The following is a 24,701-nucleotide window of genomic DNA, read 5'->3' on the forward strand; positions in this document are numbered from 1 at the left end:
TATTCATAGGAATGGGGGATACCATATGGACTTTGAAGTGATTATCGTTGGGGCTGGCTCGATGGGAATGGCTGCTGGCTATTTCTTGGCAAAACAAGGAAAACGAGTATTATTAATCGATTCACATGATCCTCCACATACAGAAGGTTCGCATCATGGAGAGTCGAGAATTATTCGACATGCATATGGAGAAGGTGAGAGTTACGTAGAAATGGCGTTACGAGCACAAGCATTGTGGAATGAGCTTCAAGAACTGACAAACGAAGAAATCTTTATCAAGACAGGGGTTATCAATGTTGGTCTACCTGATTCAATGTTTATTCAAAACGTGATGAAGAGTGCTGAAACCTATTCGTTAAAAATAGAAATGCTAACAGCTTCCGAAATCAATAAAAGATGGGAAGGATTTCGTGTACCAGAAGGTTATATTGGATGTTTTGAACGAGATTCAGGAGTGTTAATGAGTGAAAATTGTATTCGTGCATATAAATCAGAGGCGAAGAAACACGGGGCCATTTTAAAGCCTTATTCACCTGTCACGTCGATCTCCATTTTTGACAATCATGTAGAGGTGATGACAGGTAAAAATAGCTATACTGCCGAATCACTCATATTCACACCAGGAGCGGGCACTAGAAAGCTTCTTCCGTTAATCGGGTTGGAATTGCCGTTACAGGAGGTACGAAAAACGTTCTCCTGGTTTAATACAGATGAGGATCTCTATCATTCTGCCACTTTTCCGGCCTTTGCATTTGAGTTACCAACTGAAACATACTACGGATTTCCGAGTATTAAAGAAGCAGGTGTCAAAATTGGACGACATGATGGTGGCCAACCAAGAGATATGAATCAACCGATTGCTGAATTTGGAACCTTTGATGAGGATTCAAAGGAAGTAAGTCAATTTGCCGAGCGCTTTATACATAAAGTTGGAAAGCACAAGTTGGGAAAAGTATGTACATATACAAACACTCCTGATGAAGATTTCATAATTGATAAACACCCTGATCATGATCATGTCGTTCTTGCATGTGGCTTCTCAGGGCATGGATTTAAATTTAGTAGTGTTGTAGGGGAAATTTTAAGTGAGTTGGTAACGGGAGATCGTCAAACGAAATTTGATATAAGTCCATTTTCGATTAAGCGGTTTATGTAAAAAAGCGGGCAGTCCTAAGGGGGCTGCCTTTCACCTTTAAATTGGAACATTTCTCTGTTTTTATTTTTTGAAAATTTAAGCAATAAGATTGACAGTGCTTTACTTCTTTTATTAGTATTATGTTATATAAACGGTAGTTATTAAAACGTAATAATAAGGGGAGTGAATCGATTGAAGCTTAGGGCAAAAAGAAGTGAACTTGTGGAGGTAGCAAAGGGGAATATACCTGCGGATTTATATATTAAAGGTGGGACCGTAATCAATGTGTACTCCGGTGAGTTTTTGAAGATGAATGTTGCGGTCTATAAGGACAGCATTGCTTATGTAGGTGAAAGTGAAGCAATGGTAGGTGAACATACGAAGGTCATTCATGCTGAAGGAAAGTATGTATCCCCAGGATTTATTGAGGCACATTCTCACCCCTGGGTTATCTATAATCCAGTAAGTATTACAAGCAAGGTGTTACCACTTGGCACAACTACTTCTGTTAATGATAATTTATTTTTCTATTTACATATGGGAGCGAGAGGCTTCAAAGACATGGTTCATGACTTAAAATCAATGCCAGGTAACTTTCTTTGGCTTGTTAGACTTGTTTCCCAAGCCGACTATCCTGGGGAACGGCGTTGGTACAATCACGAAGATATTCAGGAATTACTGGCATTGGAGGAAGTAGTAGGTTCAGCAGAAGTAACACGATGGCCTCTTCTTTACAATGGAGATCCATTTTTACTTGAAACAATGGACTTTGTAAAAGAAATCGGTAAGATATCAGACGGACATACATCTGGTTGTTCCTATGAAAAATTAAATGCAATCGTGGCATCTGGTGTAACAGCCTGTCATGAAGCAATCACGGCAAATGAAGCACTTGACCGCCTTCGTTTGGGGATGTGGACGACGCTACGAAACAGTTCGCTCCGACCAGACCTCAAAGAAGTGATAAAACTAATTACAGAAAAAAAGGCGAATACGAGTAGAATTATACTAACAACAGATGGTCCACATCCAGGATTTATTGAAAGGGAAGGATTTGTCGATGGACTTGTCCGTCAAGCGGTTGAACTTGGTGTACCAGTAATGGATGCCATTCAAATGGTTACAATCAATGCTGCTACGTATCTTCGTCTTGAAGATTATATTGGAGGAATTGCTCCAGGAAGAAAGGCAGACATCCTTTTGTTACCTGACTTGGTAGATTTCCGCCCTAATTTAGTCGTTGCGAGCGGGGAAATCGTCGCTGAAAACGGCCAATTGCTGGCAAATATGCCTGAAATCAATTGGAGGAAGTATGTTGTTCGTGAAGCATTTGAATTTCCAAAATCGGATTTAGAAAACCTAGAACTCTATCAATATCCACACACAGATGAAAAGACACCATTACCCGTTTCCTATTTTAAAAGTAATGTAATAACTGCAAGAAAGGATACCATGATTCCTGCAGTTAATGGGTTTGCAGACCTATCAGGTCAAGAAGGGCTGATGTATTCAGCATTGATTGATCGCCGGGGCAATTGGGTTAGCAAAGCCATTTTAGAAAGATTTGCTGTTACACTTGATGGAATGGCGTCTACGTACAATACAACGACAGAATTACTAACAGTCGGAAGAAATCCTCAATCAATGGCTAAAGCAGCTACACGCGTACATGAAATGGGCGGAGGGATCGTCATTGTTGATGGAGATGATATGATTCTCGAAATTCCACTACCATTTACTGGAATGATGACGACGAGTTCCTCGTTTGATAAAGCGGTCGAATATCATGATCAATTGCTTAAAACCTTACAAGAACGAGGTTTTCCATTTCATGATATTCTCTACACATTATTATTTTTAACCTGTGACTTCTTACCAGGGTTACGGTTGGTGCCTTATGGGTTGTATGAGGTGAAGAAGGATGAAATTTTATTGAAGGCAGAAGGATTTGGGAAAGAAGTAACTCATTAATAGAATAAGAACCTACGAGCACGATTTATCGCGTGTTTCGTAGGTTTTTGTATGTATTTTGGTATAGCTCTTTTCTTAGTTATTCGGAAATTCCTTAGTCAAAAATTTCAACAATGCCCTCATTGCAAAAGATTGATATCTGTCTTTTTTTGTAATAACTAAAAGCTCCCACATCGGTGGCTTTTCGAGTGGAATCATGTTAATGAATGATTGATCCATTTTAGAATAAATGGATTTCGGTAAGAGAGTCACTCCAAGTTGGGCAATCACTAGTTCTGCGATCAAATCCCATTGTGAACTTAGATGAGCAATCTCTGGCATAAACCCAGCATTCTGACAATGTTGAATGATTAAATGATGTAACGCGAATTCTTGATTAAAGAGAATAAATGATTCATGTTCTAATTGTTCAAGTTTAACAGATTTCTCATTTGAAAATGGATGAGTCGGATGAGTAAAAAGCATAAATTCTTCTTTGATAAAAGGCTGGACCTCAAATTTACTGTAGTCTGTTGGATGGACGACAATCCCTACGTCAACTTGCCCTTCATCCACTAAATTTTCAATCCGTTTGGCTCCAAGTTCAATTAATTCTAATGAGACTTGCGCATGTTCCCTACCAAATTTTTGCGCGATGGTTGGAAAGAAAAGGGTTCCAATTAAGGGGGGTATTCCAATTTTTATTTTTCCAGTTGGAAGGTTCATTAAATCATCTAATAAAGTATGAAGTTCATTTGTTGCACCTAGTATTTTAAGTGCTTGTTTATAGACAAGTTCGCCCGCATCGGTTAATTTTAACTTTCGTGTCGATCGTTCAAACAATTCGACGTTGAGATCTGTTTCTAGCTTTTTTATGGATTTACTTAAGGTAGGTTGAGAAATATAGGTGTTAATGGCTGCCTTTGTAAAACTCCTGTAGTGTACAACTTCTAGAAAATAGCGTAAATCTTTTAACTCCATTGAACTCTCCTTTTATTCCATTCTATAATAATGTTTATTCTTATTATTCATTTTACGGATAAATGAGCTTGTTGTAAAATTTTAGTAAGAAGATAGTGAAAATTCAGATGAAGATGGGGACAAGGTGTTTCGATAAACGTTTTTTGGAGGGAAATCAAATGAAAACAATCTTTACAAGCTTTGAAGAAGCTGTAAGCGGTATCAAAGATGGAATGACCTTGATGGTGGGGGGATTCGGGCTCGTAGGAATTCCGGAAAACTTGATCATCGGTCTGCGTCAGTCGAATGTAAAAGACTTAACGGTGATATCGAATAATTGTGGTGTAGATGATTGGGGACTTGGACTTTTGTTGCAAAATAAACAAATCAAAAAAATGATTTCCTCTTATGTGGGAGAAAATAAGGAATTTGAAAGACAGGTCTTAAGTGGGGAATTAGAGGTGCAGCTTGTTCCACAAGGTTCATTAGCAGAGAAAATAAGAGCTGGTGGAGCGGGGATTCCTGCCTTTTACACGCCAGCTGGGGTAGGAACACCAATTGCTAAAGGACGTGAAACGAGGGAGTTTAATGGTAAAGAATATTTACTTGAAGAAGGATTGACAGCTGATTTTAGTTTGGTTAAAGCATGGAAAGCGGATAAAATGGGGAATTTAGTCTATCGAAAAACGGCACAAAACTTCAATCCGATTATGGCTGCTGCTGGAAAATATACAATTGCAGAGGTAGAGGAAATCGTTGAGGTGGGGGAACTCGACCCTAACGCCATTCACACGCCGAGTATTTATGTTCAAGGTCTTATTGTCGGAAAGCATGAAAAACGAATCGAACGTTTAACTGTCAAAAATTAAAGGGGGGAGTATGATGTCTACGAATCTGAGAGTAAAAATTGCACAAAGGGCTGAGAAGGAAATTCTGGACGGACATTACGTGAATTTAGGAATTGGTATGCCTACGATGGTAGCGAACTATATTTCCGAAAATAAACGTGTTGTTTTACAATCGGAAAATGGATTATTGGGAATAGGACCATATCCTTCAAAGGAAGAGGTTGACCCAGATCTGATTAATGCTGGAAAAGAAACGGTTACAGCAAGAGCTGGTGCTAGCTTTTTTAGTAGCGCTGAATCCTTTGCGATGATTCGGGGCGGTCATATTGACATTGCCATTTTAGGTGGTATGGAAGTGGCTGAAAATGGGGATTTAGCCAATTGGATGATCCCTGGAAAGATGATTAAAGGCATGGGCGGCGCAATGGATTTGGTGCATGGTGCAAAAAAGACCATTGTTATCATGGAGCATGTAAATAAGCAAGGCCAGCCCAAAATATTAAAAACGTGTAGTTTACCACTCACAGGACAAAACGTGGTGGACCGTATTATCACAGATCGAGCTGTAGTTGATGTAACAGAGACTGGTTTGAAATTAGTCGAGGTTGCAAAGGGATATAGTGTTCAAGATGTGGTTGAATCTACTGAAGCCGAATTGATTGTTTCCGATGATCTAAAGCTTGAATCCTATTAAATCTAACTGGATACTGAATGGACTTTTTATCCTCAAAACAATGAAATCTATGTGTTTTGGGGTTTTTATGACTCTTTAGGTAATCGATGCAACAAATCATTGGAGAGATTATTTTTATTTGAGATAATCAAAACCTGTGAAATTTTACTCATGGTAAAATTTCACAGGCTAATTCATGTCAATGAGGCTACGTAAACTAAATAAACATTCCAGCAATTGATGCGCTTAATAAGGATGCAAGCATCCCAGCAGCTACTGCTCGTAATCCCATTCTTGCAATATCGGAACGTCGAGTTGGCGCGAGACTACCTAATCCACCAAGCAAAATAGCCATAGAACTAAAATTTGCGAATCCACATAATGCAAAACTAACCACTATGACTGTTTTAGCGGAGAGTTGGTCAATTTGTGGTGCAAAAGATGAATAAGCAACAAATTCATTTAAGACAAGTTTTTGACCAATGAAACTTCCAGCTGTGATCGCCTCTGACCACGGTACACCTACAGCAAATGCTATTGGTGAAAAAATGATTCCCAAAATACTTTCAAGACTTAATGCGTTATATCCAAAAATGCCTCCAAGACCACTTAAGATTCCATTTATTAAAGCAATTAGGGCAATGAAAGCTAGTAGCATTGCGCCAACATTTAACGCAAGTTGTAAGCCATCACTCGCTCCTCGTGCTGCTGCATCTATCACATTGACGGAATCAGAGTCTTTTTCCATTTTATATTCTTTAATATGAGTATCCTCAGTTTCGGGTAGGATAATCTTTGCTAAAATAAGTCCAGCTGGCGCAGCCATAAAGCTTGCAGCTAAAAGGTATTCTAAGGGTACACCTAATAAGGCATAACCTACAAGCACTGATCCCGCAACAGAAGCAAGACCGCCTGTCATGACGGCAAACAGTTCCGAGTTCGTCATTTTTTCTAAATACGGACGGATGACGAGAGGTGCTTCTGTTTGGCCAACAAAGATATTAGCTGCAGCAGACATTGATTCAGTAATGGAAGTTCCTAATAGCTTTGATAGGCCTCCTCCAATAATTTTAATAAACCATTGCATAACCCCAAGATAATATAAAACGGAGATCAATGATGAAAAGAAAATGATAATGGTTAAAACGTGAAATGCAAAAATAACACCAAATTCATCTGAATTAGACAGGGAGCCAAATAGAAATGAGATACCTTCATTAGCGAAATTAACAATATCCTGCACTCTCATTGTAAGCCAATTAAGTCCAGCTCTTCCTGCCTCCCATTTTAAAACAATAAAGGCAAAGCTCAATTGAATTAGTAATCCCAGTAGGATTGTACGTGGGTTTATTTTACGACGATTGTTTGAAAATAGAAAGCCTATCCCAAGAACAACCAATATTCCGAATATCCCCCAAATGATGTTCATAAAATCACCTCTAGAGGTAGATTTATCATATTTAGACAAGAATATACGAAAAAAAGTTTGTAATAGGACAGGCTTAATCTTTAGTGAATGACTGCTTCTTCATTATATGGTTGGTCAAAGCCTGCATATCCAGGTATGGACCATATTCCGATTTCTGCTCGTTTTGCTTCTTCCATTGCAGAGATATATTCATCAAGGTATTTTTGATCTTCGTAAATATAACGAACGGTGAGTAGGCCTTCTTTTAGCATCATTTCTTGGATGCTCTCTCCATTTGGTAGAAATGCGTAGACAAGTAAACGATCATATCTATCGCGGCTATTGCCTTTGCCTAATTCGAGAACAATTTCCTTGCCTTCAATTAGATTATTTAAATAATCACGGGCTTCTTCGGCATATGGCATCGGTCCACCTTTTATTTCACTAGAGTCCACGAGTAAAAATCGCAGCGACTCTTTTTTTCCGTTAACAATAGCTCTACATGTATCTCCGTCATAACATGTTTCAATTTGAGCTGATACAACTTTATCTTCATTAACTTTGTCAGGTAATTTTGTTAGGACGTCCGATACATTTTCAATTTCTTCAGCGATTTCTATGACATTATTAACTGAATCACTTATGTCTTTTAGCTCCTGAGAATCAACACTTTCGCCTATTTGTCCAGCCTTTTCTGTTAGTTTTTGAAAATCTTTTAGATTATTAGAATTTGCACAAGCTGATAGACATGTTATACATAACAATAGGATTGATGTTTTTACTATACTTTTCATGTTATCTCCCTTTACAACCTTTACTATGTTACTAATTAATCATATGAAAAATCCCGATAAATTCAAGTATTGAGTTGAAAAAGAATCTCCCGAGAATAATTGGAAGATATATGAAAAATACATATTTCAATTCACGATCAAAATGGTAAAATATTCTACATGTACAATAGGCAAGGATTGAGTTCTTTGACAACATTGGAGGAAAATGATGATTGAAATAATGGATAAGTTACAAGTCTTTTTACCAGTTAAAGCAATTGCGAAAAAGTCTGAGTTTGATGATGGAGGCTATGAGATAGTTGATGCAAGAACGAATGTGGAAATTGGAGGTTATTCCATTAACGAAAATGGAGAACTTATTGGATTTTCATTATTTGAAGAACCATCTGCAGGCAAACTTGCGAAGGAAGAAATCGCAGCGATTGCGCAAAAATTTGTGGACACCTTCTATCCGGGTCAAACGGAATATGAGCTTTCTGGAATCCTTGATTTGGATAATCCCTACATGATTACTTATGAAAAACGAGATCAGAAATACGGAATCTTTATCCATAGTACTGGACTTACAGTATCTGTATCGACATCCGGAGAAATTACGAGTTTTTATTGTGATGAGGAAGATTACGAGATTCGTTATTCTGATATTGTTGTTTCAGAAAAAGAGGCTTTAGAGAAATATATTGAGGCACTTGATTTTGAGTTGAACATTCAAAAGTTTGATCGTGATGTTTACGAGAATGGTGATAATCAATACCATCTTGCCTACAGTGTGATCGAGCATACGATGGAGATTCCTGTTGATGGCTCTGAAATCTCGAGTATACGAGAAGGGTTTGAATTGGATTCACCGATTGAAAAAATCGAGGTTCCTAATGATAGCATATATGAGTTAATCGGTATAACCAATGCATATCAGCTCTTAGGCAAACAAGTTAAAGAGGGTTACCGAGTGGAAATATGGTCTATGCATGATGAGGTAGAAGAGTATACATTCGACATGGATGAAATTGATGATCATGTTATCAAGCTTTGTTTTGATGAAAAATCGAATAGGCTTCTTCAGGTCGTAAGTGGTGAGGAATCTGCAAATGAAGGAGTAAAAGTCGAGTTAGCAAGTGCGAAGGAACGGGCATTGGAAATGATGTTTACGTTATTTCCTGATACACATGAAAGGTATCGATTAGAGGTATTTGAAGACGAGAATGGAGAATTTGATGAGGAGATGGAAGACACAGAGGAAGAGGATTTCGGAGACGAGGAATTCACTAATGATATATGTGACGAGGATGAACTCGAGGATGATTGGAGCGAGGAGTTAATAGAACATGAAGATACCTATACCTTTTATTTTCATCTCCACCATAATGGGGTCCGAGTAGATGGGCATGTATCATTTATTTCTGTAGGGAAGTATACTGAGAAAATCAAGCATGTTCAATTGGATATTCCAGATGAGGCCCTCTATAAAAAGCTACCAACATCACCCGTGATCTCGAGAACGGAAGCGAAGGAAATTTATAAAAAACATCTGAAAATGGAACGTATGTTCATCCGAGAGTATAATGATGATGGAAAGTCTATATATACACTCGCATATGTCCCAGATTTTCCTACTACCGTTGGCCATGTACGTGCAATTGACGCGGTTACTGGAAAAGCAATGTATGTAGACGTAGGAGATGCGACATTCTTTAATTAATGAAAATGGTTAGAAAACATCGCATTATTCCTAGCCTCTGACGAAGCAAGTTTCATTAACGGTACAGTTATAACAGGAGATGCTGGGTGGACGGCCTATTAGATAAGAAAAAAAGCTTGGGTGTGACGTTCCCCCAAGCTTTTTTCTTATTTATTTGTTCATCCTGCCACGATGAAAATACTAGACTCCATGAACATGTAAGTAAGCCTTAAAAGTTTTTCCATCGGATCGACCCTTCTCCAGTGTGAGGGTGACCTTTCGTTTGGATTTTAAAGTATTCATGTTCTAATTCGCACAGTGATAGTTCAAAGAGATGTTTTCCATTTTTTTTATAATGATTGGACTCAATCAACTTCCGAATCATTTCATTTTTGCGTTTTTCAACCGTTTCTTTTAATAAGGCCATAATAATACCTCTCCTTTCGTAATTGGCAAATGATAAACCATAGATAAGATAAGAAGAGGTTTTTTTTATTTGATCTTAACCTCACTTATCTTTCAAGCATGTTAGCTTGCAGGATTTAGCACAGTATTCTAAGAATCTGTTGCTGAGGTTTCACAGGGCCAGTCCCTCCACCTCTCTTGATAAGTTTATAATTTACTTATAGTATAATCATATTATTCCGATATGTCTACTTTAATTTGTGTTTTTTTCAATTAAATGTAAAATCATTGTAACAATTTTGATTGTCCTATTGGATTGCAATGAAAAAATACCAATGATTATACCGTAGGGGAGTCTCAAAGAATAAAGAAGAGACAAGTCTCTCGAAACCGAATTGGTTTGACGGACTTGTCTCTTTTTCACTTACTTAATCTTTAGTTGATTTCCAGATCTTAGTTTTCTCCGACAACTGTGAATCTTGAGTTGATATGTTTTGGGTTTTCGATTTCGTCAACGACTGCAATAGCGAAGTCGGCGTAACTGATATAGCTTTCACCCTTTGAGTTCACAAGTAGGTTATCCCCTCCAGCCACATAACTCCCAGTTCTATTTCCTTCTGGATCGAAAACAGCGGAAGGACTGATGAATGTCCATGTGATATCAGATGTTTCTTGTAATTCTTTAAAGTTTCGTGCTTGACCTTTTGCTGTCGGCTTAACGAAATCTGGAAATTCTGGCGTATCGATAAGTTGAACGGTTTTTGCCTCATCCACATAAAGACTACCTGCGCCACCAACCACGATGATTCTTGTATTTGTTCCTTTCACCGCTTCAATTAAGGCGTGGCCCGCATCAACATGTGCTTGTTCTTCTCCAAGGGGGGCACCAAAAGCATTTACCACAACATCGAGATACTCAATATCGGTTGTTTTTAAATCTAAAATATTTTTTTCAATTACTGCCACTTGTTTGTTTTGTATTTTAGAAGCATCACGAACAATTGCTGTAACGTCATGTCCTCTTTCAAGAGCTTCTTTCAATATCAGACTTCCTGCTTTCCCACTTGCACCAATGATTCCAACTTTCATGATAGATAACCTCCGATATGATTTAACTTGTAATTTATCTTGTTACATGTAATGATTATAGTTACAGGTTATGTTAAATGTCAACACTTTTACCTTTTAAGGTATAATAGGGAATGTACAAATATGTATCGAATGAAAGAAGGGGGACAAACAATGTCCATCAGTAGTCGATTTTCTGTTGGAATTCATATTCTATCCCTTATTCACATGAATGATGAAGGCGAGAGTTCTTCAAGCTTTCTAGCCTCAAGCGTGAACACGAATCCAGTGGTGATTAGAAAAATAATGGGAATGTTAAAAAAAGCGAACCTTATTGAGGTAAATCCAGGTGTTGCGGGTGCAAAGCTAGTAAAGAGCCCATCAGAAATTACGATGTTAGATGTTTATAAAGCAGTCGATGTCGTACGTGCTGGTGAGCTTTTTAGTGTGCATGACAATCCAAATCCATCTTGTCTTGTTGGAAAAAATATTCAAAATGCCATAGAACCTCTATTTGCACAAGCACAATTTGCAATGGAAAAAGTTCTAGCAAACGTAACTCTAGAGGATATCATAGATGGAATGAATCTTAATGGGACGTAAAGGTAGGGTATCAAGAGAAAGTGGTTCATGTTGATACTATATAAAAAACTGGACTTCCATTATTTTGGAAGTCCAGAAAATGTACTCCGCCATGATGTGTAAGCACACTTCTTGGTTTTTATTTGAATGTAAAGGGCATAAAAAAATACTAAAGTTCAATCTTCATATCTGCTTGGTTATACTCCATTATCTCTACTTTCTCCATTATTTTTATATTCTGCGGTACATCATTTATGAGTTGTTCATAACTGCTTTGCAACTCTTTTTCAAACAACACACCCGATTTATCTATTTTTAAGTCTAGTTTGAAATTTTTGTAGGTGATATTTTCAAAGTTGGATAAAGCAGTTTCAAAAGTACTAATTACGTGAGGACCAGCATCTGCTTCTTTCGCCTTGTCCAACTGTTCGTTTATTATGGAAATATTGTTCTGCTTAAGGGTTGATAAGAATGAATCATTATAAATAATTGTATAACTCATTCCATCGCTTTCCTCTATTTTCTCAACTTTTTCAATCTGTTTCTCATTCAATTCCAGATTCATTAAGGATTCCAGATAATCAGGGTATCCAGCTGCATCGTCATTTACGATTTGCCACTCCAGTTCTTCAGTTAATGGTTTATTCTCATTATCAATAAACTGATAATCCTCATTTATTAGTCCAAAACGCTGATATTGCTTTCTATCCTTTTGAATAATAGCTGTAAGAGTTACATCTTCTCCTTCGCCAAGCACTAGATCTGTTTGCCAATCAATATAATCACCATTAACAACGAAGATTCCATTCGTTATTTGAGTTGTATTTTCTTCGTTTTCATTTTCTACAACATATGTATAAGAGAATCTTCCATTTTCTAATTGTGTTGTTTTATTACGTGCATCATTAACGTTTGATAAGTGTTCTTGAACATCATTAGTTGAACAAGCAGTTACGATAAACAATAAAACAATAAATATACGTAGAATTCCATTTTTAAATGTCAAAATGCCCCCTCCAGTTTGTGCACTATTCTAATTAGTCTATCTATTTACGGATAAATAGTAAAATAGTTTCACATATTGAACTAATCTGTAGTTGAATAAACATACCTAAATACTAATCGTTCTATCATGGAGTGTTTTCTTTACACTTTCTTTATACTTTTCTAGTCTATTTATTTATACATACTACCTATACTAAGCTTATCAACACCTGAAAGGATGACAGTTATGTCTGATACAATTCTTAAAGCAACGAACGTTTCGAAAATATATGGAAAACACAGGGCACTTGATAAAGTATCAATTGAAATAAAACGAGGGATGATTTACGGATTGATTGGTGAAAATGGCGCAGGTAAATCAACATTCATGCGGACGGTAATGGGATTAATTACGATTGATGAGGGATCGATTGAACTGTTCGGAGAAACAGGGACGAAAGGGTTACAACGTGCACGTCGTAAAATGGGGCAATCCATTGAAACACCAGCGCTTTACCCTGAATTAACAGCTCGAGATAATCTACGAGTTCAAGCAGCAAATGGTGGAGTAAGTGACCGAGAAATTGACGATTTGCTTCAATTAATGAACATTAGTAACACGGGTAAGAAGAAAGCAAAAAACTTTTCACTAGGAATGCGTCAACGTTTAGCGATTGCCTCAACCTTGATTACTAACCCTGAATTTTTAATTTTAGACGAACCGACAAACGGACTAGATCCATCTGGAATTGTCGAGATGCGAGAGATTATTCAACGATTGGTAACAGAACGTGGAATCACCGTACTGTTATCAAGCCACTTACTTGATGAGCTCTCCCAACTCGCGACACATTACGGCATTTTACATGAAGGAAAACTTATTCGTGAATTTTCAAAAGAAGAGCTAGCACGAGAAACACGCAGGTACATTGAACTAGAAACAACAGAGGTTGAACATGCAATCGTAGTACTCGATGAATTAGGAATCAAAGATTATCAAGTCGTGAATGGAACGGAAATTAATATCTATGAACGACTGGATGATGTTGCTGCAATCAATCGTTCACTAGTCTTAGCCAAGGTGAATGTTTCTCGAATTGGCACAACTAGACAAAAACTGGAAGACTATTTTTTACAATTAACAGGGGGAACCACGAATGCTTAATCTTTTAACAGCCGAGAGAATCAAATTAATCCGAAGTCGAAGACTGTGGATCGTTCTTAGCATCTTATTTATACTTCCTATTTACCAAGTTGTGAATAGCGTAATTTCCGTGAATTACGGGGCAGAATTAGTTCAAGCCAAAGACACAGTTATCAATGGAGCAACGGGTATATTAATGATGGAGAAGAATGGATTTACCATTTTATTTATTATAAGTGCCTTTATCAGTTTTTTTATTGGAGAAGAATTTCAAAATGGAACCATTCGAAATGCATTGTCACTAGGACGCAGCCGTACTCATTACTATCTGTCAAAATTTATGATTGCGGCACTACTTACTCTCATTGGTGTAATGATCCTAACAGCGCTAGGTATGATAAGTTTCACAGTAGCATTTGGGTTTGGTGGAGTTGCGGAAATTGATCATTATTATAGCTATGCGATAAAGACGTTTTGTACACTTTATTTACTTATCTTAGCAAACGTATCTATTTATATGATGAATAGTTTCTTAACAAAAAACAGTGGTATATCAATGGTTTGGAGTTTTCTATATACAGTTGCGACAGCATTTTTACCTACTATGTTTTTACAAACAGAACATTTTAAGCATCTCACATTCTGGTTTACGGAAACTTTCTTGAATTATTCAGATTTCGCAAGCCCAGTAGATATAGCAAGATATCCGGAGATGGCATTAGTAAGTCTTATTACAATCGTGTTATCATCAATTATAGGAATCTTTTTATTTAATCGAACAGATATTAAGTAGGTAGGATAGCTATGACAACCATTTTAATCATTGAAGACGATATGGCGATACATTCACTTATTAAAGATACATTGGAGCTCAATCAATATCAAACTCTCAGTGCATACTCAGGGACGGAAGGGAAATTGCTGTTTGAACAAAATCAAGTAGATGTGGTTCTTTTAGATTTGATGCTTCCCGGGATGAATGGAGAAGAATTTCTTCAGGTAATTAGAAAACACTCTTTCGTACCTGTAATTGTCATTTCTGCAAAAAATGACCAAGAGTCAAAATTAGACCTGTTGACGAATGGGGCAGATGATTATATCATCAAACCTTTTGATGTAAAGGAATTACTAGCACGTATTCATATTCAATTACGGCATGCTGAGAAAGCCTCAATTAGTCAGATGAAAGAAATTCACTATAAAAATATCAACCTCAATCTGGACACACGTGAAGTAAAAGTCAACGACAAGCACCTTCATCTTACTGGACGTGAATATGCGATTCTTCTACTTTTTCTAGAGAATCCACAAAAAGTGTTTAGTCGCGCTAATATTTATGAAAGTGTTTGGCAGGAACCGTTTTTTGATAGTGATAAAACGATAAACATGCATATCAGTAATTTACGAAATAAACTCAACCATGAAGACACAAACTACATTAAAACAGTATGGGGTATTGGGTTCAAATTCGATTAGATAATGGAAAGGAGCGTGAATGGGATGTGGGGATGGATTTTTGTCTTACTATCATTTGCGCTTCTTTTTTATCTTTCTTTTTTAAAAAGGGAACTGCAAAAACTTAAAAATGAGGTCAAACACCTTCCAACAAATGCGAGCTTTGGAAGTAGGCTTTCTCTTGATTTCCGTGAGCAGACATTATTGGAGTTTGTCGATGAGTTGAATCAAATGATTGATGTCTTTGAGGAAAAAAATCATCGAGCAAAGCAAATGGAAGAAAATGTGAAACTATCAATCGCTGGGCTTTCTCATGATTTACGAACACCACTTACGTCGATCAATGGCTATGTTCAACTTTTACAAACGACGACGGATGAAGCTAAACGATTACACTATCTAAAGATTATCGAGCACTCCGTCAAACGACTAATCGAAATGACGGATCACTTTTATGATCTCGCAAGGATTGAAACGAATCAGCGTAAAATGGCATTAACATCGATTTCTCTTTCTAACCTAGTAGAAGAAATCTTTTTGTCTTTTTATGAACAATTTGAGAAAAAAAAGATTGAACTACATTTTCCTGAACAAAAGAATGATCGACAAGTTATTGCTGATAAATTAATGCTTACACGTGTGATTCAAAATATTGCGCAAAATACGTTACGATATGCGGAAAGTCAGGCGATCATCAATTATAAAAATGAGGACAATCATCTCCTTTTTAACATTAAGAATGACATTAAACGAGATAGTCAGGTTTCGGTTGAAAAGGTATTTATGCGTTTTTATACAGAAGACGCTAGTCGATCAAATACAGAAGCAAGTGGATTAGGGCTCTACTTGTCTAAGAAGCTTGTTGAAAAAATGGATGGAGAAATGAAGGCTGAGTTAAATGGAAGCTGGTTTATCCTTACCATTCAACTTCCAATCAGGGATCTAGGCTCTTTATCTTAGTGGAGAATCGGTTCTCGGTGTCTTATTTGAGTTGTCTGAAAATTTATTTTGTTAAGTTTATCACAAGTATGATAGAATCATACTATCATTCTACGAAATAGAATCGAAATTTGAATAGTAGGGGCATAAGCGGTGGGATAAGAAAAACACAGAATCCTACCAACAACCTAGAGGAGATTACTTGTGATGAATGAAGAATTTCTTTATATTGTGATAATTATTGCGCTTGGTTATATCTTGAAACGAATACATATATTGCAGGAGAAGGATGGAGAAGTCATTGCTAAACTCATTTTTAAACTAACACTTCCTGCTTTGGTACTTGTCACATTCGATTCTGTTGAAATCCAAACAAACCTTATTCTCATTCCAGTTATTGTAGTCATTTATGGAATTTTTACTTCAATACTAGGTTTACTTATTTTTAAAAACGAAGAGAGAGAACTCAAAGGCACGTTCTTAATGATGTCTTCTGGATTTAGTGTTGGATTGTTCGCATTTCCTCTCGTTTTTGCTTTATGGGGAATTGATGGGTTAACGTATTTTAGTATGTTTGATGTTGGAACATCGCTACTAGTTTTCGGGATTGCCTATATACTAGGAAGTTATTTCTCAAAAGAAGGGCTTAGCTTAAAACCCATTGAAATTGTAAAAAGACTTGTGCAATCCATTCCATTGATGACGTATTTGGTTGCTACTATCTTAAATTTAACTCATATCAAATTGCCATCCATGGTCATTGATGTAGCGAGTACGATTTCAGCAGCTAATATCCCCTTGAGTTTGCTCCTTTTAGGACTGTATTTAAATTTTAAAGTGGAAAAGCAATTTGTGAAGCCGATGTTGAAATTCTTATCGTTTCGCTATGGGATTGGACTGACGGTTGGGATTACATTATTCATGATACTTCCGTATGATGACATGTTTCGATACACGATCTTAATTGGTTTAATTCTTCCAGTTGCATCCTCACCGATTCCTTTTGCGATTGAATTTAAATACAGTAACGAGAGCATTCGGTTAATTGCAACGGTCACCAACATCACCATCCTAGTGGGTCTGGTTGTATTGGCTGTCATTGGGAATTTCATATAAAAAAGTGATCCAATTTTGGACCACTTTTTTATATGAAAGGGCTAGGTTTCTAGCCCTATTTTTGTTCTCGTCTTTTCATGTCAAACATACCGGTTGAAATTTCATTTAGTTTATTAAGGAAACGGTTAAAGCCAAAACCGACAAAAAAAGCAACACTAACTTGAGCAAATGGACCATCAATATTATCGGCGAAATCAATCATTAAGATGCCGCTTTGAATTAACGTGACAGCAATGACAGCTGTTCCTGTTGCAAACAGTGGGAAGAAGATATACATAATCCAATGCCGGGGTTCGATAAATTGATCGTTCATATAATGGGAACAAAACATATACAGATGCCTTAGCGATCCACCAATCGCACCAGCAAAGAAATAATATAAGAAAGATTTAATATTTGATTGTAGGTGGAGGGCTTCATCAAGTGTGCCAACCCACAATACGCCTATTGCAAAGAAACTTCCGAAAAATAAGAAGGATAGATAGATTAATATTAAGACTTTTACCCATCGTTTCAAGTGATCACCCCATTTGTATAGTGTATGGGGAGATTGAAAAATGGTGCGTATTTGGGGAGGGGATGTGTGTGTCTCAGATAGTAAGTATTAGTTAGATTACTAGGACGGGACATAGATATAACTGGTTTCTCTGTTTTTAAATTTTGGAATATTTATAATAGTTAGTGTATAGTATATGGTGATTCTGTTTAGATGTGGGGGTGTTTGGTTTGAATACAGGAAAAATAGCAAAGCAGCTAAATCAACTTATTTTTTCGATTCTATTGTCAGGATATAAACGATGTAAACCTGATTGGTATAAACCTTTTCGTGAGCAACGGCACCATTCTCTTTGGTTAATTACGAAGGGAAGTGGAGAAGTAACGATAGATGGAACGAAGTACAAGTTGAATCCTGGAAAACTCGTCATTTATAAGCCAGGCATGATTTGTGAAAAAAAGACCTCATCATCCAATCCACTTGAGTTTTATTTTGTTCGATTTACCTATGCAGTCGCATATGAGGAAAAAACAACCTGGCATTTTGAACCGCCAGAAACAACCTCCTTTCCGTTACAAGGTGTGTTTTCGATTTCAAATAGTGGCAACATGATTCATGAATTAGACCACATCCATCAACTTTCTAAACGGAGAGGCCCAACAGTCGCGATGCGTCGGAAATTGCATTTTCAAGAATTATTACTGATGATTGTTCAAGAATTTCGTTCGCAAAAGATTGCTGGAAACTCTACCATGGCAATTGATACAACCATTGATTATATGGTTACGAACTACCATATACATATGACCTTAACAGATTTAGCTCAAATGGCTGGATTAAGCACGAGTCACTATGCTCGTCTTTTCAAAGAATATGTGGGCTACAGCCCGATTGATTATTTAACTCATGTTCGTATTGATCGCGCAAAAGAATTATTAGCAATTTCGGATTTTCGAATTAAGGAAATTAGCCAAAGTGTTGGGTATCAGGACGAGCTATACTTTAGTCGGATTTTCAAGAGAATTGTAGGTGTATCACCGACTCAATTTAGTGATAACCATAAGACGAGCAAAATAAAAAAATGACTACCTGAATAGGGGTAGTCATGAAAATATCCTTACTGATACAGTCTCTTTTTTTGCTTTTTAGGAACTTGTTGTTTGTTCTGAGTTGTGCATAATCGATAATAGACTCCTCTTTGTTGGACAAGGCTAGTGTGGTCACCCATTTCAACAATTTTCCCCTTGTCTAACACAATAATTTTATCTGCATGTTGAATGGTCGAGAGGCGATGCGCAATGATAATTGTCGTTCTGTTTTTCGAGATTTTCTTCAGCGTATCCTGTACCACGATTTCAGTCTCTGTATCAATATTTGCTGTTGCTTCATCCAAAATGAGGATGTCAGGATTTGTAATCATCGCTCGTAAGAAAGATAGAAGTTGTCTTTGGCCAGTTGAAAGAACCGTTCCTTGCTCACCTAATAATGTTTCATATTGATTTGGTAAGTTTTTAAAAAAGGGATCAATCCCAACAGACTTCGCTGCTTGAATCATGTCATCCTTGCTTATCGTTGTATTGTTAAGGCGAATATTATCAAAAACCGTACCTGAGAATACAAAACTATCCTGTTGAATAATTCCTACATGCTTTCGTAGTTCCTTTATTCCCACATCTTTAATCGATACACCATCTAATGTTATACTGCCATGCTGAATATCGTAAAAACGATTGATTAATTGAATGATTGAACTCTTTCCTGCTCCCGTTGCCCCAACAATCCCGACCGTTTCTCCTGGAGAAATTGAGAAGCTGACATTCTTTAACACCCATTCCTTTTCCTGATAAGCAAACCACACATTTTTGAATATAATTTGACCATTCACCTTGTTTGGGAGTTTCATAGGTTCTGACATATTCACAATCGTTGGTTTTGTCTCAAGTGTTTCAAAGATACGTTCCGCAGAGGCAAGGGCAGCTTGTATTTGATTGAATCGATCGGCAAGCCCCCGTAATGGCTCGAAAAATTGCCTCACATAATGTGTAAATGCATAGACAATCCCAAACGTTAATGCTCCATCTAAAACATGTCGCCCCCCATACCAAATGAGTAGAGCCATCGAGATATTTCCGAAAAAGCCAATGGAAGGATTGAAAATGGAGCTTAGAACAGTTTGGCGCATTCCCGCCCGATAATGTTCTTGATTCAATTCATTAAATTGTTCTAATTGCTTCTTTTCCCTAACAAAGATTTGAATGACATTCATACCTGATAAGTTTTCGGCTAGGTACGCGTTTAATTTACTTAAAACAAAGCGAAGATAACGCTGTGCATTTCGTAAGACCTTTTGTAAATAGATCGTCAGTAGTGCAATGAAAGGGATGACCGTAAAACTAATCAAGGTCAGTTTGACGCTCATTTGTAACATAATCACGATAATTCCTATCAGCATCAGCACTTCACGAATTAAATTGACGATGACTTGTGAATACAATTGATTCAATGCTTCCACATCATGCGTTATCCTTGTGACCAGACGTCCAATCGGATTTTTATCGTAAAATGAAATTTGCATGTTCGAAAAATGATTCATCATGGCCTCACGAATATCGTAAATGACGGATTGGCCAGTATATTGTAATGTATTATTTTGAAAGTACGTAATCACAGAAGACGATATAATCAGTATAAAATAGAGGACCCCAAGCCAAATCATTCCCGTATAATCTTGACTTCGAAACAAAGCTTGCTCATTTTCTTGTAATAAGATCGCAGGATACACATTTCCATCGATGGATATTTGTTGATTAGAAATGTGAACATCATTTAAATTTTGTAATCCGCTATTCCATCCTTGGACAAGGTAATTTGATCCTTCAATCGAGACAATCCTTGCTTTTTGGACAGTAGTAGGTAATTCATGATCTCCGTTGATTATTCGAAAATAAGTATGATGATTAAACGTGGTAATTTCTTTTACTTTTACATCATGCGTTTCCAGTTCTTGTAATACCAATTCCTTTTCGGATGAATCAACATAAATCATCGGAGCATGAATCCCATTGATATGACTGTCGATCGCAACTTTTATGATATAGGGCTGAGCTAGACTAGCGATTACAATGAACGTTGTTAAAAGGAGCGAAAATAAAATTAGTTTCCAATATGGTTTTGCAAAGGCGAGTAAGTTCTTTAATAGTTGTTTGTCACTGTATTTTTTTCGTTTTTGGTGGTTTTCATCATTAGTATGAATGGTCAATCCCTCCTTTTTATCGCAAGTTTTTTTCCTTTGTATGGAGGGGGAAATATACTAAGCCCAGTTGTTTGCTGTACATACATTTTTTTGTAAAGTCCATCCTTTTCAATAAGGGTCTGGTGTGTACCATGTTCAATGATTCTTCCATTGTCAAGGACGATGATTTGATCGGCATGCTGAATCGTTGATATCCTGTGACTAATAAGGATGGTGGTACTTCTTTTCAGCTTCGTTTTAAGTGTGTGCAGGATGTTCTTTTCCGTTTTTGAATCGACAGCAGAGAGGCTGTCATCAAAAATCATGATAGGTGCTTCTTTGATTAAAGCACGTGCGATACTAACTCGTTGACGTTGCCCTCCTGATAGAGACAAACCCCGTTCACCTAGTGAGGTGTCAAACTTCTTGGGTAATTCGATAATATCCTGATAGACATGGGCTTGTACGGCAGCCTGTTCGACTTGCTTGTCATCATATCCCTTTGGATCAAATCCAATATTTTCTTTGATGGTGGTGGAAAATAAAAAATGATCTTGTGGTACGTACCCAATCGATTGTCGTAATGTTTTAAGCGGGATATCCCGAATGTCTAATTGATCAATAAAGATGGTATTTCGTGGTGGATTATAGATTCGTAGAAGTAGATTAACAAGTGTCGATTTTCCACTCCCAATTTTTCCAACAATAGCTAATGTCGAGCCTTTTGGTATATGTAAATCAATATTGGAAAGTGCCTTGTCGGCTTTGTTTTGGTAAGAATAAGACAGTCCTTTGATCGTAATATCACCCTGTAAAAATGGGATGTTCACGACACCCTTCTCATCTTGTATGGTTGGCTTAGTTGAAAGTACCTCTCGGACTCGTATATCAGCCGCTGTTCCTTGTTGTAGTAAATTAATTACTTTTCCTAAGTTCTCAATCGGACCAATTAGAAGTGACAAATATGTGTTAAAAGCAACAAATTCTCCAAGTGAAATGGTATTTTGCATGACTAAAATCGAACCAAAAACAATCGAAATGAGATAACTTAAGCCGATAATTCCTGAACTTAGCGAGGTGAAAAGGGAGTTTGATCGGATGAGTTGCTGGTTTGCTTGGATATTTTGTTGATTGTCTTTTTCAAATCTTTTTAGTTCAGGTTGTTCTTGAACATAGGTTTTGATTATTCTGATTCCAGCGCAAAACTCCTGTACACGACTCGTGAGTGCCCCAATCATTTCTTGTACGTGATTGGACTGCATTCTAATTTTGATCCGAAACCGATAGGCCAAATAGGAAAGGCCTGGGAGGGGAAGAAGTACTAGCAATGTTAAGTAAAAATCGATTGTCGTTGCCATCATCAAAACAGTGACACTTATAAGTACGACAGCCTCTAATGCTTGGAAAATACCTTGCATACAAACTTGTCGAAGCACACTCACATCATTGACTGCATGTGCCATTAAGTTTCCGATTCGTTGGTTTTGGTAATACTCAGCTTGGAGGGTTTCCCAATGCGAAAAAAGACGTTCGCGAATATTTCGTTCTAATAATCTAGATAGCTGAAATAGATAGATTCTTCCAGTGGACCTGAAGGCAAATACTCCTAGTCCTACGACCACGATCCAAAAAGCAATCCGTAACAAATCCTTACTGTTCGTCGTATAGCTTTGTAATCCGTCAGTGAAAATTTCAAGCAACATTGGAATGACAAGCTGAAGTACGAGTGAAATCGTTAATAACATTGAACCGATCATGTATCTCCATTTATTTTGTAATAAATGGTTTCGAATAATTGATCTTTTCACACCCATCACCTTCTACTAAATGTCGTAAAGTAAGAGTACCTTATAATGATAAAATGGAACATGGATTTCCATATCAATTTTCATGGATTATTTTGCTATGGAACATGCCTGATGTTCTGTGCAGGTTGTAAGGACACGTTCCTTGTCGTATTTGGGATGATGGGGTTGTACCCTCTGTTCCATTTGTATAAAGAACTGTACAAAATGTGTAACATTTTAGGTTTTGATACGTAAAGAAAGGGGTAGGATTTTGATAAAGGAGTTAGGTACATATGAAAAATGAAGATAATGGGTTGAAACCGTTTTTTCAATTAATTTTATCGACGAATATTCCAAAAGCAGCTCTTGCGGTTGGATTAATTGGGAGTATCATTACGACCTTCGTGGGGCTCTCGATCCCGTTATTAACGCGGGAGCTTGTGGATGGTTTTTCTGGTTTGTCCATTAATGCAACACTGATTGCAATCATTGCAGCTGTATTTATTTTACAAGCTGTGATTGATGGGGTATCAACGTATATGCTTGCCTCAGTTGGCCAACGAATTGTCGCACGATTGCGGGAAAAGATGTGGGAGAAACTTATCCGTTTACCCGTGAGTTACTTTGATAAGCAGCAAAGTGGAGAGTCTGTGAGTCGTATTGTCAATGATACTGGTATTGTGAAGGATTTAATTTCACAGCATTTCCCACAGTTTATTACAGGAGTCATTTCGATTATTGGGGCAATCATCATCTTGCTTGTCATGGACTGGAAAATGACATTACTCATGTTGATATCCGTTCCACTCACAATGGCCATCATGATGCCACTTGGAAAGAAGATGGCGAAAATATCACGTGGGCTACAGGATGAAACGGCCACCTTTTCAGGAAGTATACAACAAACGATTAGTGAAATTCGGTTAATGAAATCCTCGACAGCAGAAGGATATGAAGAGGATAAAGGAATTAAAGGTGTTCGAAAATTACTTACATTTGGATTAAAAGAAGCCAAGATTTTTGCCCTAATTGGTCCAATCATGTACACAATTGTCATGATTGTTATCGTAGTTATCATTGGCTATGGTGGAATTCGTGTAGCGAATGGGTCGATGACAACAGGATCACTCGTTGCGTTTCTGCTATATCTGTTTCAAATTATATTTCCAATTACATCGTTTGCGATGTTTTTTACGCAGCTTCAAAAGGCAAAAGGAGCCACAGAACGAATTATTGATATTATTGAGCTTCCCTTAGAAGAAGGTCAAGAGGGGCGTGATCTCGATATTTCGAATTTACCGATTCGAGTGGAGCAGGTTTCTTTTGCATATAGCGAAGAAGAGCCTGTCATTCAGGATGTATCGTTTGAAGCCAAACCAGGCCAAATGATCGCCTTTGCAGGGCCAAGTGGTGGAGGAAAAACAACGATGTTTGGCCTGCTGGAGCGTTATTATGAGCCGACATCAGGTGAAATCAAAATCGGTGACATTCCGATACGAGAGCTGTCATTGGAATCATGGAGAAGCCAAATTGGCTATGTCTCACAAGAAAGTGCGATGATGGCTGGAACAATCCGTGAAAACTTATGTTATGGATTAAAAAATGCCGAAAACATAACGGATGATCGTTTGTGGGAAGTGGCAAAAATGGCCTACGCCGATGAATTCATTCAAGGATTCTCCCATGGATTGGACACAGAAGTAGGGGAGCGAGGAGTGAAATTATCTGGAGGACAAAGACAGCGAATTGCCATTGCCAGGGCTTTTCTACGAGATCCAAAGTTACTCATGATGGACGAAGCCACCGCAAGTCTGGATAGCCAATCCGAAAGCATTGTCCAAGAAGCCTTATCACGCTTGATGGAAGGGCGTACCACCTTCGTCATCGCTCATCGATTATCAACAATCGTGGATGCGGACCAAATTATTTTTATTGAAAAAGGAAAAGTGACAGGGAAGGGAACCCATCAGGAATTGATAGAGGGACATGAGTTGTATCGAAGCTTTGCGGAGCAGCAGCTGACATAAGGGGAGAAGAGGGACAAGTA

At 37.5% G+C, this 24,701-nt stretch carries 22 protein-coding genes, 1 pseudogene and 1 riboswitch; of the genes and pseudogenes, 14 read left to right on the forward strand and 9 right to left on the reverse strand.

What is annotated here, in order from left to right; all coding sequences use genetic code 11:
* The first annotated feature begins 25 nt into the window (after positions 1-25).
* A complete protein-coding gene (gene solA, locus ACWPVE_RS17875; RefSeq protein ID WP_453995710.1) occupies positions 26-1,156 on the forward strand; it encodes an N-methyl-L-tryptophan oxidase in 1,131 nt (376 codons plus the stop codon).
* 171 nt (positions 1,157-1,327) lie between these two features.
* Positions 1,328-3,106 carry an adenine deaminase C-terminal domain-containing protein gene (locus ACWPVE_RS17880; RefSeq protein ID WP_453995712.1) on the forward strand — a complete coding sequence of 593 codons (1,779 nt, stop codon included), beginning with the start codon at positions 1,328-1,330 and terminating at the stop codon, positions 3,104-3,106.
* Positions 3,107-3,181: 75 nt separating this feature from the next.
* Here the strand turns inward: ACWPVE_RS17880 and ACWPVE_RS17885 are convergent, their stop codons facing one another.
* Positions 3,182-4,066 carry a LysR family transcriptional regulator gene (locus ACWPVE_RS17885; protein ID WP_453995714.1) on the reverse strand — a complete coding sequence of 295 codons (885 nt, stop codon included), beginning with the start codon at positions 4,064-4,066 and terminating at the stop codon, positions 3,182-3,184.
* Between the two features lie 158 nt (positions 4,067-4,224).
* On the opposite strand from ACWPVE_RS17885, the gene ACWPVE_RS17890 reads away from it, so the two are divergent.
* Both ACWPVE_RS17890 and ACWPVE_RS17895 read left to right on the forward strand, forming a co-directional pair.
* Positions 4,225-4,914, forward strand: a complete 690-nt coding sequence (locus tag ACWPVE_RS17890) for a CoA transferase subunit A (RefSeq protein WP_453995716.1) — start codon at positions 4,225-4,227, stop codon at positions 4,912-4,914.
* 13 nt (positions 4,915-4,927) lie between these two features.
* The gene (locus tag ACWPVE_RS17895) at positions 4,928-5,587 is read left to right on the forward strand and encodes a 3-oxoacid CoA-transferase subunit B (protein ID WP_453995718.1); all 660 of its coding nucleotides are present in this window, start codon (positions 4,928-4,930) and stop codon (positions 5,585-5,587) included.
* Positions 5,588-5,783: 196 nt separating this feature from the next.
* Here the strand turns inward: ACWPVE_RS17895 and ACWPVE_RS17900 are convergent, their stop codons facing one another.
* On the reverse strand, positions 5,784-6,995 hold the full coding sequence (locus ACWPVE_RS17900; protein ID WP_453995720.1) for a NupC/NupG family nucleoside CNT transporter: 1,212 nt from the start codon (positions 6,993-6,995) through the stop codon (positions 5,784-5,786).
* Positions 6,996-7,075: 80 nt separating this feature from the next.
* A complete protein-coding gene (locus ACWPVE_RS17905) occupies positions 7,076-7,768 on the reverse strand; it encodes a thermonuclease family protein (protein WP_453995722.1) in 693 nt (230 codons plus the stop codon).
* Positions 7,769-7,976: 208 nt separating this feature from the next.
* Here ACWPVE_RS17905 and ACWPVE_RS17910 point away from each other — a divergent pair, with 208 nt between their 5' ends.
* Positions 7,977-9,467, forward strand: coding sequence for a YcdB/YcdC domain-containing protein (locus ACWPVE_RS17910; RefSeq protein WP_453995724.1), 1,491 nt, complete (start codon positions 7,977-7,979; stop codon positions 9,465-9,467).
* A 9-nt stretch (positions 9,468-9,476) separates the two neighbouring features.
* Positions 9,477-9,569, forward strand: a pseudogene (locus ACWPVE_RS17915) (3-ketoacyl-ACP reductase); the annotation flags it as partial.
* Positions 9,570-9,675: 106 nt separating this feature from the next.
* Here ACWPVE_RS17915 and ACWPVE_RS17920 read toward each other — a convergent pair.
* Together ACWPVE_RS17920 and ACWPVE_RS17925 are read right to left on the reverse strand one after the other, a co-directional pair.
* Positions 9,676-9,873, reverse strand: a complete 198-nt coding sequence (locus ACWPVE_RS17920; protein WP_453995726.1) for a Fur-regulated basic protein FbpA — start codon at positions 9,871-9,873, stop codon at positions 9,676-9,678.
* An 82-nt stretch (positions 9,874-9,955) separates the two neighbouring features.
* A riboswitch (SAM riboswitch) is annotated at positions 9,956-10,059 on the reverse strand.
* A 245-nt stretch (positions 10,060-10,304) separates the two neighbouring features.
* Entirely contained in the window at positions 10,305-10,940 is a 636-nt protein-coding gene (locus ACWPVE_RS17925) for an NAD(P)-dependent oxidoreductase (RefSeq protein ID WP_453995728.1), read from the reverse strand.
* A 153-nt stretch (positions 10,941-11,093) separates the two neighbouring features.
* Between ACWPVE_RS17925 and ACWPVE_RS17930 the strand changes: the two genes are divergently transcribed.
* A complete protein-coding gene (locus ACWPVE_RS17930) occupies positions 11,094-11,522 on the forward strand; it encodes an Rrf2 family transcriptional regulator (protein WP_453995730.1) in 429 nt (142 codons plus the stop codon).
* A 148-nt stretch (positions 11,523-11,670) separates the two neighbouring features.
* On the opposite strand, the gene ACWPVE_RS17935 is transcribed toward ACWPVE_RS17930, so the two are convergent.
* The gene (locus ACWPVE_RS17935) at positions 11,671-12,507 is read right to left on the reverse strand and encodes a hypothetical protein (protein WP_453995732.1); all 837 of its coding nucleotides are present in this window, start codon (positions 12,505-12,507) and stop codon (positions 11,671-11,673) included.
* 225 nt (positions 12,508-12,732) lie between these two features.
* Here ACWPVE_RS17935 and ACWPVE_RS17940 point away from each other — a divergent pair, with 225 nt between their 5' ends.
* The 5 genes from ACWPVE_RS17940 (at position 12,733) to ACWPVE_RS17960 (ending at position 17,139) form a co-directional block, all read left to right on the forward strand.
* Entirely contained in the window at positions 12,733-13,650 is a 918-nt protein-coding gene (locus ACWPVE_RS17940) for an ABC transporter ATP-binding protein (protein ID WP_453995734.1), read from the forward strand.
* The gene (locus ACWPVE_RS17945; RefSeq protein ID WP_453995736.1) at positions 13,643-14,422 is read left to right on the forward strand and encodes an ABC transporter permease; all 780 of its coding nucleotides are present in this window, start codon (positions 13,643-13,645) and stop codon (positions 14,420-14,422) included. The genes ACWPVE_RS17940 and ACWPVE_RS17945 overlap by 8 nt, the downstream gene beginning before the upstream one ends.
* A gap of 11 nt (positions 14,423-14,433) precedes the next feature.
* Positions 14,434-15,105, forward strand: coding sequence for a response regulator transcription factor (locus ACWPVE_RS17950; RefSeq protein ID WP_453995738.1), 672 nt, complete (start codon positions 14,434-14,436; stop codon positions 15,103-15,105).
* Between the two features lie 24 nt (positions 15,106-15,129).
* A complete protein-coding gene (locus tag ACWPVE_RS17955) occupies positions 15,130-16,044 on the forward strand; it encodes a sensor histidine kinase (RefSeq protein ID WP_453995740.1) in 915 nt (304 codons plus the stop codon).
* Positions 16,045-16,230: 186 nt separating this feature from the next.
* Positions 16,231-17,139 carry an AEC family transporter gene (locus tag ACWPVE_RS17960; protein ID WP_453995742.1) on the forward strand — a complete coding sequence of 303 codons (909 nt, stop codon included), beginning with the start codon at positions 16,231-16,233 and terminating at the stop codon, positions 17,137-17,139.
* A 55-nt stretch (positions 17,140-17,194) separates the two neighbouring features.
* Here ACWPVE_RS17960 and ACWPVE_RS17965 read toward each other — a convergent pair whose 3' ends face one another.
* Positions 17,195-17,656 (reverse strand): hypothetical protein, encoded by a 462-nt coding sequence (locus tag ACWPVE_RS17965; protein ID WP_453995744.1) that lies wholly within the window; start codon positions 17,654-17,656, stop codon positions 17,195-17,197.
* Between the two features lie 200 nt (positions 17,657-17,856).
* Between ACWPVE_RS17965 and ACWPVE_RS17970 the strand changes: the two genes are divergently transcribed.
* Complete coding sequence (locus ACWPVE_RS17970) at positions 17,857-18,720, forward strand: AraC family transcriptional regulator (RefSeq protein ID WP_453995746.1); 864 nt, start codon at positions 17,857-17,859, stop codon at positions 18,718-18,720.
* Positions 18,721-18,752: 32 nt separating this feature from the next.
* Here the strand turns inward: ACWPVE_RS17970 and ACWPVE_RS17975 are convergent, their stop codons facing one another.
* Positions 18,753-20,894 carry an ABC transporter ATP-binding protein gene (locus tag ACWPVE_RS17975; protein WP_453995748.1) on the reverse strand — a complete coding sequence of 714 codons (2,142 nt, stop codon included), beginning with the start codon at positions 20,892-20,894 and terminating at the stop codon, positions 18,753-18,755.
* A complete protein-coding gene (locus ACWPVE_RS17980; RefSeq protein WP_453995750.1) occupies positions 20,891-22,675 on the reverse strand; it encodes an ABC transporter ATP-binding protein in 1,785 nt (594 codons plus the stop codon). The genes ACWPVE_RS17975 and ACWPVE_RS17980 overlap by 4 nt, the downstream gene beginning before the upstream one ends.
* Positions 22,676-22,947: 272 nt before the next feature.
* Between ACWPVE_RS17980 and ACWPVE_RS17985 the strand changes: the two genes are divergently transcribed.
* Positions 22,948-24,681, forward strand: a complete 1,734-nt coding sequence (locus ACWPVE_RS17985) for an ABC transporter ATP-binding protein (protein WP_453995752.1) — start codon at positions 22,948-22,950, stop codon at positions 24,679-24,681.
* Positions 24,682-24,701: the final 20 nt, after the last annotated feature.

The organism is Bacillus nitroreducens (assembly GCF_964021195.1).